Below are 13,496 nucleotides of genomic sequence, written 5' to 3' on the forward strand. Positions count from 1 at the left end.
TCTTGCGTCGCTGCATCAGCAGCAGAGAAACGAGATTATGAACAACGTTTTGAAGTCTGTCAACAAGAAATTCGAACTTTCTTTCTCGCCAACCGCGCTTGAAGCATTCAACCACCTGCCCCGCAACGCCCCCTTCAAACCGCCTTTCCCGCTCCCTTCGCGTTCATCGAATCGCGAAGGAACGAAATTCTAGTTAGCCGCCTCGAGAAGCGCAAGCACTTTTTGATGGCCCATCACCGATGTTTGAATACCGGCTTCCTCTTCTCGACGAACGCCGCCATACCCTCTTTCTGGTCCTCAGTCGCAAACAGCGAGTGGAACAGGCGCCGCTCAAAATGCACACCCTCGGAAAGCGTCGTCTCGTAGGCGCGATTGACAGCTTCCTTGGCCATCATCACGGCAGGCAAAGAGAAGCCGGCAATGACGGTGGCGGCCTCGATGGCTTCTTCGAGAAGTCGATCGGCGCCGACGACGCGCGACACCAGACCTGCACGCTCAGCTTCGTTCGCGTCGATCATGCGCGCGGTGAGGCACATGTCCATCGCCTTGGCCTTTGACACAGCGCGCGGCAGACGCTGCGTGCCGCCCGCGCCCGGAATCACGCCGAGCTTGATCTCCGGCTGACCAAACTTGGCCGTGTCCGCGGCGATGACGATGTCGCACATCATCGCGAGTTCGCAACCGCCGCCGAGCGCAAATCCCGCCACCGCTGCAATCACCGGCTTCCGGATGGAGCGGATGGCCTCCCAGTTGCGCGTGATGTAGTCGCCTTTATAGACGTCCATGTAGGAATAACCGGACATCATGCCGATATCCGCGCCCGCGGCGAACGCCTTCTCGCTACCAGTCAGAACGATCGCGCCAATGTTCTCGTCGGCGTCGAATGCCTTCAACGCACTTCCCAACTCGTTCATCAGCGCGTCGTTCAACGCGTTCAGCGCCTTCGGACGGTGCAGCGTGATCAGTCCGACGCGATCGCGCGTCTCGACCAGCAGATTCTCGTATGCCATTCGCTCCTCCTTGCGATCCTCAGGTAAGCCCTAATGAAAACAGTTCGTCACCCCAACCCGATGATGCTAACATTACCAACCAACCGGTCGGTTAATTATTTAACCCGGCGCCTTCCTCCGTTCTCCTCAAGCGACCATGACACATCCGCTATTCACGAAGCACGAAGCGACGCTCGATCGGGCGCTCGCCGCCATCGAAACGCGCGGCTACTGGAGCCCCTTTGCCGAAATGCCGAGCCCCAAAGTGTACGGGGAAACGGCCAATGCCGACGGCGAAGCCGCGTTCAAGGCGCATCTCGGAAAGACGTTCGAACTGGATCAACCCTCAACGGGTGACACCGTCGGAAGCGAGCGTTCGCCATTCGGCATCGATCTCGATATCCGCTACCCGAAATCCTCTCCCGACGCGCTCATCCAGGCGGCCTCGAAGGCACAGGCCGGATGGCGCGCCGCCGGACCCCGCGCGTGGGTCGGCGTGAGTCTCGAAATTCTCGCGCGCGTGAACCGTGCGAGCTTCGAGATCGGCTACAGCGTCATGCACACGACCGGTCAGGCATTCATGATGGCCTTCCAGGCAGGCGGTCCGCACGCCCAGGATCGCGCGCTCGAAGCCGTGGTCTATGCCTGGGACCAGTTGCGCCGCATTCCGGCCGAGGCACACTGGGAAAAGCCTCAAGGCAAGAACCCGCCGCTGGCGATGCAAAAACGCTTCGCGGTCGTTCCGCGCGGCACCGGCCTCGTACTCGGCTGCTGCACGTTCCCGACCTGGAACGGCTATCCGGGCATGTTCGCCGATCTCGCGACCGGCAACACGGTCATCGTCAAACCGCATCCGGGCGCGATCCTGCCGCTGGCGATCACCGTGCGCATCGCGCGTGACGTACTGCGCGAAGCGGGCTTCGATCCGAACATCGTGACCCTGCTCGCCACCGAACCCAACGACGGTGCGCTGGTCCAGGAACTCGCCGTACGCCCCGAAATCAAGCTCATCGATTTCACCGGCAGCACGCAGAACGGCACCTGGCTCGAGCGCCATGCGCATCAGGCCCAGGTCTATACCGAGAAGGCGGGCGTGAACCAGATCGTCATCGACTCGGTTGACGACATGAAGGCTGCCGCCCGCAATATCGCATTCTCCCTCGCGCTCTACTCGGGCCAGATGTGCACGGCGCCGCAGAACATCTATGTGCCGCGCGACGGCATTCGCACCGCCGAGGGCCAACTGAGCTTTGCCGACGTGGCCCGTACGCTCGCCGGCGCCCTCGAAAAGCTGACATCCGATCCGGCCCGTGCCGTGGAACTCACCGGCGCGATCCAGAACGAGGGCGTCGTGGAGCGTATTGCCGAGGCACGCAAACTCGGCGACGTGCTGCTCGACAGCCAGTCGCTCACCCACCCGAGCTTCCCGCAAGCGCGAGTTCATACGCCGCTGATGCTCACGCTCGACGCCCGGACGGACAACGCGAAGTTCACCCGTGAATGGTTCGGTCCGATCTCGTTCGTCGTCGCCACCGATTCGACCGCGCAGTCGCTCGAACTGGCCGGCGCCATTGCGCACGAACACGGCGCGCTGACGCTTTCGGTCTACAGCACCGACGACCAGGTGATCGACGCCGCGCACGAAGCGGCCATCGAGGGCGGCGTCGCGCTCTCGATCAACCTGACCGGTGGGGTCTTCGTCAACCAGACCGCCGCGTTCTCCGACTTCCACGGCACGGGCGCGAACCCGGCAGCCAACGCCGCGCTCTCGGACGCCGCTTTCGTGGCGAACCGCTTCCGCGTGGTGCAAAGCAGGGTCCATGTTGCGCCGAAGGCCGCGCCCGCGGAAGTCGTCCAAACGGCATAAGCCGCGCGACACAAGAGGTGCAAGGCCGGATGCACCTGCTGCAGGGTGCATTCGTCCTATGCCATTCGGCCGAATGGAAAGCAGCGCGGCGCGCGGCTAGTATCGGAACGGTAACGAAACCCACCAGCCGGGCGCCGCTGCGGCAAGCATCGGCGACAGAGGAGAGCTCATGTCCGAAAAATCCGTGTTGTTCCATGTCGATGCCGAAACCCGCGTCGCAACCGTGACGCTCAATCGCCCCGACAAGCTGAACAGCTTCACGCGCGAGATGCATCGCGAGCTGAATCAGGCGCTCACCGAAGTCGAAGCGAGCCCTGCGCGCGCGCTCGTCATCACCGGCGCGGGCCGGGGGTTTTGCGCGGGGCAGGACCTGGCCGACCTCGACTTCACGCCGGGCGCCATGTCGGACCTCGGCGATCTGATCGAGGCGCACTTCAATCCGCTGGTGCGTCGCCTCCAGGCATCGCCGCTGCCGATCATCGCCGCGGTGAACGGCACGGCGGCGGGCGCGGGCGCCAATCTCGCCATGGCCTGCGACCTCGTGATCGCAGCCCGCTCGGCGAGCTTCATCCAGGCGTTCGTGAAGATCGGGCTCGTGCCCGATTCGGGGGGCACCTGGCTTCTGCCTCGCCGCGTCGGCGAAGCCCGCGCGCTCGGTCTGGCGCTCACGGGCGAAAAGCTCGGCGCGGAAAAGGCGGAAGCGTGGGGAATCGTCTGGCGCGTCGTCGAAGACGGCGAGTTGCAGCACGCCGCGGCTCAGCTTGCCGCTCAGCTCGCCCAGCAGCCTGCCCGCGCCGTGACTGCGATCAAGCAGGCCATGCGTGCCAGCGCCACCCAGTCTTTCGACCAGCAGCTCGACCTCGAACGCGATCTGCAACGCACGCTCGGCGCATCGCACGACTACATCGAAGGCGTCGCCGCATTCAAGGAGAAGCGCTCGCCGCGCTTCGAAGGGCTGTAAGCGCACGCAGCCGCAGACACGGAGATACACCTGTGACACCTCAAGAACTTGCCGAAGCCACAGCCCGCACCATGTACGAAGCAGACGCCTGCTCGCGCGCGCTCGGTATCGAATTGATCGAAGTGCGGCCGGGCTATGCGCGGCTGCAAATGGACGTGCGGCCCGACTTCCTCAACGGCCACGCCATCTGCCACGGCGGACTGATGTTCACGCTCGCAGATTCCGCGTTCGCCTTCGCGTGCAACTCGTACAACATCAGTACCGTCGCGGCGGGTTGTTCGATCGAGTTCCTGCGACCCGTCCGGGGCGGTGATCGTCTTACCGCCGAAGCGGTCGAGCAGACATTAAGCGGACGCACCGGCATCTACGACATCCGCGTGACGAACCGCGAAGGCGAGCCGGTCGCAATGTTCCGCGGCAAGTCGGCGCAAATCAAGGGCACCGTGATACCCGTCTGACGGAACTCATTCATGAAAGCGGATGGGGATGAAAAGCCGCGCCGCACAGTCAGCATCAAGGAGACAGCAATGAACGCACCGCTGCCGCTCGAGCCGATCGAGAAGGCGAGCCGCGACGAACTCGTCGCGCTGCAACTCGAGCGCCTCAAATGGACGCTCAAGCACGCCTACGAGAATTCGCCGGTCTACCGGCGCAAGTTCGATGAAGCCGGCGTGCATCCGGACGAAGTCACGTCGCTGGCCGATCTCGCGCGCTTCCCGTTCACGACGAAGAAGGACCTGCGCGACAACTATCCGTTCGGCATGTTCGCCGTGCCGCAGGAACGCGTGTCGCGCATTCACGCTTCCTCGGGTACCACAGGCAAGCCCACGGTGGTCGGCTATACGACGCAGGATCTCGACAACTGGGCGAATCTCGTCGCGCGCTCGATTCGCGCGGCCGGCGCGCGGCGCGGCGACAAGGTTCACGTGAGCTACGGCTACGGGCTCTTCACCGGCGGTCTCGGCGCGCACTACGGCGCGGAACGCGCGGGTCTGACCGTCATTCCGTTCGGCGGCGGCCAGACCGAGAAACAAGTCCAGCTGATCCAGGACTTCCGCCCCGACATCATCATGGTCACGCCGAGCTACATGCTGTCGATCGCGGACGAACTCGAACGCCAGGGCGTCGAGCCGGCGAACTGCTCGCTGCGCATCGGCATCTTTGGCGCCGAGCCGTGGACGAACGACATGCGCCGCGCCATCGAGACGCGCATGGGTATCGATGCCGTCGACATCTATGGTCTTTCGGAAGTGATGGGGCCGGGCGTGGCGTCGGAGTGCGCCGAGACGAAAGACGGTCCGACCATCTGGGAGGACCACTTCTACCCCGAGATCATCGATCCCGACACGGGCGAAGTGCTGCCCGACGGTGAATTCGGCGAACTCGTCTTCACCTCGCTCACGAAGGAAGCGCTGCCGATCATCCGCTATCGCACGCGCGACCTGACGCGGCTGCTGCCCGGCACAGCGCGCACGATGCGCCGCATGGAGAAGATCACCGGCCGCTCCGACGACATGATGATCGTGCGCGGCGTCAACGTCTTCCCCACGCAGATCGAGGAACTGCTGCTGAAGCGTCCCGTTCTCGCGCCGCATTATCAAATCGTGCTGACCAGGGAAGGGCCGCTCGACGTGCTGACCCTGAACGTCGAACCCTGTCCCGAATCGGCGCCGGACTCGGGCGCGCTGGACTCGGCGAAAGCCGCGCTCGCCTACGACATCAAGGCGATGATCGGCGTCAGCGCCGTCATCAACGTGCTAGGCGTGAACGGCATCGAACGTTCCGTGGGCAAGGCGCGGAGAGTCGTCGATCGCAGAAACCTGGCGTGAACGCATAAAAAAAGCTCGCGGACACAACGGCCGCGAGCTTTCATTACCGCGGAGACATGCCGCGATCAGGAGTTCGGCAACAGCAGCCACATGCGGCCGCCCTGCTTCATGCGTCCCGCCAGGTCGCCGGCGTCGTCGCCCAGTCCCCAGAAGTAGTCGGCGCGCACGCCGCCCTTGATCGCCGACCCCGTGTCCTGCGCGAACACGAGACGGTTCATCGGCTGATTGCTGAGCGGACGCGTGGTCTGGAGGAACACCGGCGTGCCGAGCGGAATCGCCGAAGGATCCACGGCGATCGATCGTTCCGGCGTCAGCGGCACGCCCAGCGCGCCGACCGGACCGTCGCCGAGACTCGCGGCCATCGTCTCGTTCGACGGCATGTCGCGGAAGAAGACGAAACGCGGATTCACGTCGAGCAGTGCGTCGACCCGCGCCGGATTCGCTTTGGCCCATGCCTTGATGCCCTGCATGGTGGCCTGCGCGGGCGTGAGTTCGCCGCGATCGAGCAACTCCCTGCCGATCGACCGGTATGGCTGATTATTCGTGCCGCCGAATCCGACGCGCATCACGCTGCCGTCTTCCATCGTCACGCGCCCCGAACCCTGCACTTGCAGGAAGAATGCTTCGATCGGATCGTCGACCCAAACCAGCTCGTTGCCGTTCAATACGCCCGAACGTTCGAGCTGCGCGCGCGGCGGCAGCGCCGAGCCCGCCTTGTAGCGATACGGAAAGCGATACAGCGCGTACTGATACGGCCCGTGCCGCGTGCGCGAGCCGCGTAGCAAGGGCTCGTAGTAGCCGGTCACGAGACCGTCGAGCGTGCCGTCGGTATTGGCGAGCTGGAAGGGCGTGAAATAGGCCTCGAAGAAACTGCGCGCGGCCGACATGTCGAGGTCATCGAGCTGCTGCGCTGCCGCGCATGCCTTCTGCCAGGTGGCCTGACGCGCAAGCCGGCTGCAGTTCTGACGCAGTGCCGCCGTGGCGCCGATCAGTGAATCGTCCTGCCAGCCCGGCACCTGCTGCCAGCTCACGGGCGTGAGGCGCGACGCGGCGCGCTGGCCCGGTACGATGGGCGTGCCCGTCGCCGTGGTGGGACCCGGCTTCACGTAATTGCCGCCTCCGCACGAGGCGAGCAGGACAGCGGTTGCGATCGATGCGGCCCAGGCTGCTGCCTGCGCGGCTGTGCGTGCGGCTGTCCGCGAGAAACACCTACAATGCTCGTTCTTGATGGGAACTGCGCTAGTCTTCCGAAAGGCAAGCTGCATAAGGCTCTGCTGGATTTTATGAATTTCTCATCCCCGTAGGATCCCCCAAAAAGGAACCCGACGAAATGAACGAAGAACAGAAACAGACTCTAGCGGATATGGAGCGTGAGTGCGACCAAATGTGTGATCGACTCGAATGGCTCAAAGCGCGCTACAGCCTGACAGAGCAAGGCGAAGTTAATTTGGAACTTGAAGACGAGATCGCCCGGGCTGAAGGGAAGTTCCTTAGTTTGGTCGTTGCTTGCATGGCCCACCGCGGCACGCCGCCGACAATCCCCGGCTACATCAACTAGGAGCCCGCCGTGCTCGAATTCTTCCTGATCGGCGTAGCGCTCGCCGTGTTGGTCCTCATCCTGTCAATTGGCGGTGCGCTGCTGACCAACTGGCTGTTTCCCAAACCGCTGGACCTGGGCTCGATTTTGGACGACAAGAAGGAGAACGGGGTATGAAAAAAGCGATTCGCGTCCTCGCCTGGGGCGTTCTCAGTCCCGTGTATATCGCGCAACTGATCCCGCTTCTGACCGTGTTCTACACCCGCCATCTCTTCCGCCGCGCGGTTCGCAAGCAGCCCATTCCGGGACTACGCGAATTCTGGGCAAACCCCAAAGCATAAGGAGCTGGACATGCTCACCTTGCTTCTGATCGTTGTCGGCTTTTTCGTCTCCGTGGTGCTTCTGGCGCTTATCCCCGATGAGAAGGTGGAGGCGGGTTTGGGGAGGCTTCTGATAGGCGTTGCGATGGGCATAGTCGGGCTGGCGCTGCTGTCCCGCACGTTCGCTATGCTGCTTGGGAGTCTCGTCGCCGTGACCCTGGGCGGTCTTCTGCTGTCATACACCATCATGACGGCGCTGGGTCTTCTGCTTTACCCGTTCTGGGCGCTGTCAGCCTACAAGAAGACCGGCAGCAAGCCTTCCAAAGCGCAGTTTCTTGACTGCCTGTTGTGGGTTCGAAGCAAGCAGCGCCGAGCCGTGACCGAAGAAGCGGACCGGGTACGCCGCGAAGCGGCGCGGGAATCCCGCATGATCGCTCGGGATCGCCGTGAAGCCGAACGAGAAGCACGCAGACACCGAACCGCGTAATCTGCAAACCCCGAGCCCCAAACGAGAAGCCCCTCTTTCGAGGGGCTTTTTTCATTTAACCGCGTTCGTCGTTCCTGTCACGGTAGTTAGGCGGGAGAGTAGACGAGGCTTTCAGGTTGTTGCTCGCCGCACGGGTCACCGCTGCGGTTCCTGTAGCGTCACCTTGAGCGCGGTAAAGAGCCTCTACAACCTTACGGGGCCATCCTTCGCTGCGGATGGATTTCATCCCGCCTGGAGCCATTGCGCGATCAATCAAACGCTTGGCAACGCCTTCGGTCATCCCCTGCCCCTTAAGGGCGTTCAGCGCCATGCGGCCCGCGAATCCCAAACCCGTGGCGTGCGCGATGCCATGCACCGCCACATGCGACAGCACGTCGCCTACCTTTTCGTCATCAAGGCCCTTGCCTCCTGATGCGACCTTGGAGTTTGTCCGCATGCGGCTCGCCTCCTTGGCAAACACCCTGTACGCTTCGCCGGCAACCTTGGGGCCGAGAATCGCCTCGCTTTCAGCACTCTTCAGATTGGCCGCAATCTCTTTCATGCGGGTGGGACCAAGCTGTGCGGCGTGCGTCAGATATTCATCCATCGAATTGATCGCGCCCACCGCGACGTACTTGCGCTGCTCATCGGTGTAGTTCGCCATCATCTTCTGAACGTCGATACCCTTCCAACCCTTTGCCCAGCCCCAGCCAAGAGACTGCGCGCCATGGATCCCCGTATTGTTCGTTTCGGAACCCAGGCGGGCATTCATAGCACGCGCAGCGCCAAGCGTGCCCGACACTTCCGCCTTCAGATTGTTTTGCAACGACTGGAGCGCGCCATACCGCAGCGTGCCTGTGCCTTCCTGCTTCAGCGCCTTACCAACACCCTTGATAGTGTCATCGAGGACCGCGGCAGGCACTTCCGATCCAACCTTGAACTTGGGGGCCTTCGCAACATCGCTGCTCGGATCGCTCTTGCGCAGCGTGTGGTAATTGTCCATCGAGTCACGATAGACGGTCTTGATTTCCGGATGGTCAAGAAGCTTCTTGAGTTCCGGCGATACCGGGATAATCTCTTGCCGGCTTTGGCTGTACAGGTCGTTCTTCTTGTCCGTCAGGTCTTTGACGTTATCGAGCGCTTCCTTACGGGCGCGGTCCAGATTACCCGGCTTCATGCCCAAACCAACCGTACCGGGCGCTTGGTCCGCCATCACGTCGCCTGTATTCCGCACCAAGCGGCCTTGGCGGTTTGCCGCGTCCGCGTCAAGATGTGCTCCCGCACGTTCTGCGGCGCCTTCAGACGTACCCGCGGCCTTGGCAACGAGGCCTTGCAGTGAGCGCGACGGAAAGTCCACCATGCGAGCGCCGGGGTTCAGTTTCAGGAAGTTATCCACCTGCGCTTGCGTCACGCCGTCCTTAGCCAAAGCGCGCGCGATCTCGGTTCCAGAAACACCTTCCGGAGCCAGCTTACCCGCGATGGTGCGACCGCCCAGGCGGTTCGCGACAACCCCCGCAGCGCCACCAATCAGCGCCCCCTGGGCTGCACCAGGCAAAGCGCCCTGTACTGCACCTTGCATCCGGTTGCCTTCACCCGCGTCCGCAGCGCCTGATACCGCACCTTGGATGCCGCCGTAGCGTGCGCCCTTGCCTGCGGTGGAATCCAGCGCCTTACCCGCGAGGTTTGCGCCGCCTGCCACCGTGCGGCCTACTGCGGTATCCGCGATTGCGCCGCCCAAGCGGGCAGCGCCGGGGATGTTCTCCGCTGCGAGTCTAGCGCCGAGCTTACCGACAGAGGCAATCGCCTTGCCCCCGGTAACTGCATCGACGCCCGGAATCGCCATCGTAATGGCGGCGACTGCGAGGTCGATACCCGCTGCCGCCCACGGCGAGTCGTGGTCGAATTGCGACGACTCCGCTTTGATGGTCTTGTAGGTGTCGTCGTTAATCAGTTTCATCGCGTGCAGCGCATCCGCACCGCCCCCGAGCGTGGCGCTTTGCAGCACCTTCGAGCCAACTTGATGCAAGGTCGTCCCCTGCTTGGGCTTCACTTCAGCGGGACCGTTATCCGACTTGGAGGCCTGCGGCTGTTGTTTCGGAGCTTGCGAGGGCTGCCCGCCAGATTGCGGCGAAGACTGGAACGGGTTGGGCGCCGTACCCGTAACCGGCGCGTTACCCGCCTGCGTCGAGGCATCGGGCTTACCGTCATCGCGTCCGCCCACTTCGATTTCAACGCCACCAAGATTAATTTTTGCCATGATCGATTACCTCTTATTTGACGTTCGAAAAGTAGGAGTCGGGAGAGACGTATTCCGGGTTGTCGCGCCCATCGGGGAGCCGGGCTACGCTCTTACGGTTGATGTGCTGAACTCCGTCCTTATCCGTCCAGTACGGCGCGCCAAGTGAGCGTTCGTACTGCCCGTAAAGAGCCCGGCCTTGTTCAACCGTGGCTGAGGGGTTGGCTTGGTGGAAACGATTCATCCAATCATCCATCGACACCTGCGCTTGCGCTCCGTAATACAGGTTGTCCGACAGATCAATGAACGCTTCAGGCTTGAGCGACAGATTGGGCTTGGTGGTCGCGAAGACTTTGCCCATCGCGGCGGTTGCGGCGGAACGTTGTGCCCCGGGCGGCGCCGAACGCTGCATTTCGACAACAAGCGAATTTGTGTTCTTCAGGATCTCTTGTTGCTGCGCATTCAGCATCCACGGGTGCTCCGCTTGAAAAGCGGTGATGCCCCCGCCGACTAGGCTCGGATCGGCGCGCACCTTGCCTGCAATATCCGCACTGATCTGCGCGACGTTCTTCGCGCCGGTTATCGCCGTTTCGGTGCCCTTCGCACGGTCCGCCCACGCCTTATCGTTCGTTGCTGCGACCTTGGCTGCTACTGCGGGCGTCGTGGCCTGGGGAAGCGTCTTCGAGTAGCCAGGCACATAGGGCATGCCAGAAGCAAGATTAGCCGTGCGGCGTTGGTCTTCCTGTTGCGCAATGACTTGCTTGTCTGCCGCCGCGGTGTCGCGTGCCTGTTGCTCTTGAACCTGCTTCCGGTCGAACTCTTGCTGTTCGCGGGCGTTCTTCGCTTCCTTGAGTTGCTGATCCTGCTGCTTGATTTGCAGTTCCTGCTGATCCTTAAGCGTCTGTGTGCGGCTCGCGAGAGTAGCGATAGCGGGGCGGTCAAGATCGAAGTTGCCCGTGATCTTGAGCCCTGCAAGCGCCGAATGCATCGCCGGGTTCTGGCCGATCTGGGTCAGCGCCGCATCCCAAGAGCGTTGATCCGTAACGCCCGCCGTCAGCGTTGCAACAGCTTCATTCGCGGACTTCTGGACAGAGTTGCGCTTGCCTGCGAGGTCCAATTGCTGGCCCCGCAACGCATCCGCACGCGCCATCAAGGTTTGCGCAGCCGGGACATTACCGGCAGCCGCAGCGTTTTGCGCCGCACGCTCATAGCCCGCGATCATGCGACTTTGGGCGTCCACCGCTTGACCCATAGAGACAGGCGTTTGCGTAACACCCGCGCGCTCTTGCGTCTCAACGTGATCCGCCGGCGTGGGCGTGTTATCCGCCTGCTTTGCGGCCATGCCCGCGTTGTATTGCGCGGTGTACTTGGCGTTCTTGCCGAGATAGCCTTGCATCGAGGGCGATTGCAGCGCGCCGGGTTGCTGCGCGGCTTTCGGTCCAAGGTAATAGTAGGCTAAGCCCTTGTTGAAATCGCCGCCCGCAGCGTCCACATAGCCTTTCAGAACCTTGAAGCCTGATTCCGGGTCGTTCGCGTCGAGATTGTCCGGGATGCCGTAGCCCGCATGCTTCGCAGTGGCCGGGAGAATCTGCCCGGGGCCGGTTGCGCCGGATTGCGGGTTGTAATTATCAACACCGCCAGACGATTCCGTAGCCAGAAGAGCGTAGCTTTTGCCAGGCGGGAAACCGTATTTCCGATCCCATTCGGCGTATTGTTCCGCGCTGTACTTGCCCATCGGCTTGAACCCGGAAGTGCTGCCTCCGGGTTGCATGCCACTTGTGGACGTGCCCGGCAGCATGCCTGTGCCGGTCTGCGTGCCACCTGCCGGGCCTTGCTGCCCACCAGCTTGCGGACCGTCGTTACCGCCTTGGAACGGGTTCGGCGTCGTGCCCGTTTGGCGCGGAGCGTTGGGCGTCATCTGCCCAGCGATTTGCTGCCCCTGCTGCGGGGGCGTCGAGTTGTCAGTACCGGCGAGCGTGTTTCCAGCCACGTCACCCGGCGAAGAGAAAGCCTGCTTCGCAAAGTTGTTGACCGCCTCCGCCTGATCCAACTCGGCGTGCTGCTGCTGCAACTTCAAAGCGTTGGACTGGTTCGCGAGTTGACCCGCCACAAGCTCCTGAGAGCGTGACTGCTTCAGGAAGTCAAGGTTCTGGGCTGTCTGGGACTGATTCTGCATCCCTTGAGCCATGCCCGTAAGCAGACTGCCCAAGAAGCCCGTACCGGTCGGTTGGCCGTTGTTGTCGTTACCGGGAAATCCCCATGAGTTCGCCATTTTTACGCTCCCGCCTTTTCGATTTGTTCAATTGTTTGCGCCATGAATTCCCGTGCGCGCTCACGTTCGTATTGAGGAGATATGCGCCACCGCTTTACAGCCGCAGTACGCGCTACCCATTCGCTCGCGTTCTGCTTGGTGGACGGTCCCGTCTTAGGCGCCCGCACGGCCATTACCGCGATTCGGTCGCTTCTCAAACCGAAATACACGGGTTCGCGCTCAAGAGCGTTCGCAAGGATTTCCGTCCGATCTGCGGGGATCCACCAGCCCGTTGGGTAACGGCACTCTGTAGGGATAGTCACGAGCCAGACATCGTCATTTGCTCGATAGAGCGTCATGTCGAAAAGGCCAGTGCTCTTGTCGCGCCAGAATTCGATGCTTATCTCGTTCTCGGAGATATGCGTGTACACCTGATGCTCCGCATCGAACCACTTATGCGTGGATTTAAGCGTGGCGCTGACGTTAGGCTGTTTAGCGGCCTTCATGGCGCGCGCCATATTGAAAGCGCCGAGTCGCTGAGCAACACGGACAGTCAATGCGGTAGCCAAACGGCAGCGCGCACGATCACGTGTCGAGATAATAACTTTCTGGGAATTAGCCATCATGAACACCTTCGGAGTCGATCCCGCGCATAAGCGCAGGGAGCTATAGGCTTTGTCAGAAACGCGATGTTCTGCAAAGTAGGCAAACCAAAGCTTGCGATTGGAAGGCGAAACTTGAGGGCTCTGATTCCGCGGAGTCGGAAATGCGCGGGTGCAGGCCAAGAGAATTACTTGCGGGTCGTTGTGCCCAGTACAGCGGAGGATTACTGCTTATCCGGCGTTGTGTCAGATCGGCCCTTGTGGCCTGTGTGATGTAAGAGCGCATTGAGCGCCTAGGTATTACGGGTGATTCGAGGCGATACGCTCAGTCTTTGAACTGGCCGGCCAGTTGTGGCCTAGAGGGTACTGCGGGGTAAAAAAGGTAAATCGCGGTAAAACTGAGTCTTGTGCTCAGCGGCCATTAGGGCCTCGTTAAAA

At 62.0% G+C, this 13,496-nt stretch carries 14 protein-coding genes; 9 read left to right on the forward strand and 5 right to left on the reverse strand.

Going from position 1 to position 13,496, the window contains the following annotated elements:
• A partial coding sequence (locus QCE88_RS14630; RefSeq protein WP_309903001.1) for a hypothetical protein occupies positions 1 to 193 on the forward strand: 193 nt, incomplete at its 5' end.
• Between the two features lie 40 nt (positions 194 to 233).
• Here QCE88_RS14630 and QCE88_RS14635 read toward each other — a convergent pair.
• Positions 234 to 1,010: an enoyl-CoA hydratase gene (locus QCE88_RS14635; RefSeq protein ID WP_309903003.1), complete on the reverse strand. Its 777-nt coding sequence runs from the start codon at positions 1,008 to 1,010 to the stop codon at positions 234 to 236.
• A gap of 136 nt (positions 1,011 to 1,146) precedes the next feature.
• Here QCE88_RS14635 and paaN point away from each other — a divergent pair, with 136 nt between their 5' ends.
• From paaN to paaK, 4 genes are all read left to right on the forward strand, one after another.
• Entirely contained in the window at positions 1,147 to 2,856 is a 1,710-nt protein-coding gene (paaN, locus tag QCE88_RS14640; protein WP_309903005.1) for a phenylacetic acid degradation protein PaaN, read from the forward strand.
• Between the two features lie 169 nt (positions 2,857 to 3,025).
• The gene (paaG, locus tag QCE88_RS14645; RefSeq protein ID WP_309903007.1) at positions 3,026 to 3,817 is read left to right on the forward strand and encodes a 2-(1,2-epoxy-1,2-dihydrophenyl)acetyl-CoA isomerase PaaG; all 792 of its coding nucleotides are present in this window, start codon (positions 3,026 to 3,028) and stop codon (positions 3,815 to 3,817) included.
• 71 nt (positions 3,818 to 3,888) lie between these two features.
• Positions 3,889 to 4,275: a hydroxyphenylacetyl-CoA thioesterase PaaI gene (paaI, locus tag QCE88_RS14650; protein ID WP_309903600.1), complete on the forward strand. Its 387-nt coding sequence runs from the start codon at positions 3,889 to 3,891 to the stop codon at positions 4,273 to 4,275.
• Between the two features lie 69 nt (positions 4,276 to 4,344).
• Positions 4,345 to 5,646, forward strand: a complete 1,302-nt coding sequence (gene paaK / locus QCE88_RS14655; RefSeq protein WP_309903009.1) for a phenylacetate--CoA ligase PaaK — start codon at positions 4,345 to 4,347, stop codon at positions 5,644 to 5,646.
• 65 nt (positions 5,647 to 5,711) lie between these two features.
• Here paaK and QCE88_RS14660 read toward each other — a convergent pair whose 3' ends face one another.
• On the reverse strand, positions 5,712 to 6,911 hold the full coding sequence (locus tag QCE88_RS14660) for an MltA domain-containing protein (protein WP_309903010.1): 1,200 nt from the start codon (positions 6,909 to 6,911) through the stop codon (positions 5,712 to 5,714).
• A 65-nt stretch (positions 6,912 to 6,976) separates the two neighbouring features.
• Between QCE88_RS14660 and QCE88_RS14665 the strand changes: the two genes are divergently transcribed.
• The 4 genes from QCE88_RS14665 to QCE88_RS14680 are packed head-to-tail and all read left to right on the forward strand — an operon-like array spanning position 6,977 to position 7,990.
• Positions 6,977 to 7,204: a hypothetical protein gene (locus tag QCE88_RS14665; RefSeq protein WP_309903013.1), complete on the forward strand. Its 228-nt coding sequence runs from the start codon at positions 6,977 to 6,979 to the stop codon at positions 7,202 to 7,204.
• A gap of 9 nt (positions 7,205 to 7,213) precedes the next feature.
• Positions 7,214 to 7,360, forward strand: coding sequence for a hypothetical protein (locus QCE88_RS14670; protein WP_309903015.1), 147 nt, complete (start codon positions 7,214 to 7,216; stop codon positions 7,358 to 7,360).
• Positions 7,357 to 7,524, forward strand: a complete 168-nt coding sequence (locus QCE88_RS14675) for a hypothetical protein (RefSeq protein WP_309903017.1) — start codon at positions 7,357 to 7,359, stop codon at positions 7,522 to 7,524. Before QCE88_RS14670 ends, QCE88_RS14675 begins: the two co-directional genes overlap by 4 nt.
• Positions 7,525 to 7,534: 10 nt before the next feature.
• Positions 7,535 to 7,990 (forward strand): hypothetical protein, encoded by a 456-nt coding sequence (locus tag QCE88_RS14680; protein WP_309903019.1) that lies wholly within the window; start codon positions 7,535 to 7,537, stop codon positions 7,988 to 7,990.
• 55 nt (positions 7,991 to 8,045) lie between these two features.
• Here the strand turns inward: QCE88_RS14680 and QCE88_RS14685 are convergent, their stop codons facing one another.
• Genes QCE88_RS14685 through QCE88_RS14695 form a run of 3 tightly spaced genes read right to left on the reverse strand, consistent with a single transcriptional unit; the run spans position 8,046 to position 13,082 of the window.
• Positions 8,046 to 10,226, reverse strand: a complete 2,181-nt coding sequence (locus QCE88_RS14685) for a hypothetical protein (RefSeq protein WP_309903021.1) — start codon at positions 10,224 to 10,226, stop codon at positions 8,046 to 8,048.
• 13 nt (positions 10,227 to 10,239) lie between these two features.
• Positions 10,240 to 12,477, reverse strand: a complete 2,238-nt coding sequence (locus tag QCE88_RS14690) for a lytic transglycosylase domain-containing protein (protein WP_309903023.1) — start codon at positions 12,475 to 12,477, stop codon at positions 10,240 to 10,242.
• Positions 12,478 to 12,479: 2 nt separating this feature from the next.
• Positions 12,480 to 13,082 (reverse strand): hypothetical protein, encoded by a 603-nt coding sequence (locus QCE88_RS14695; RefSeq protein WP_309903024.1) that lies wholly within the window; start codon positions 13,080 to 13,082, stop codon positions 12,480 to 12,482.
• Positions 13,083 to 13,496 lie beyond the last annotated feature (414 nt).

The organism is Caballeronia sp. LZ035, from assembly GCF_031451175.1.
Classification (GTDB): Bacteria; Pseudomonadota; Gammaproteobacteria; order Burkholderiales; family Burkholderiaceae; genus Caballeronia.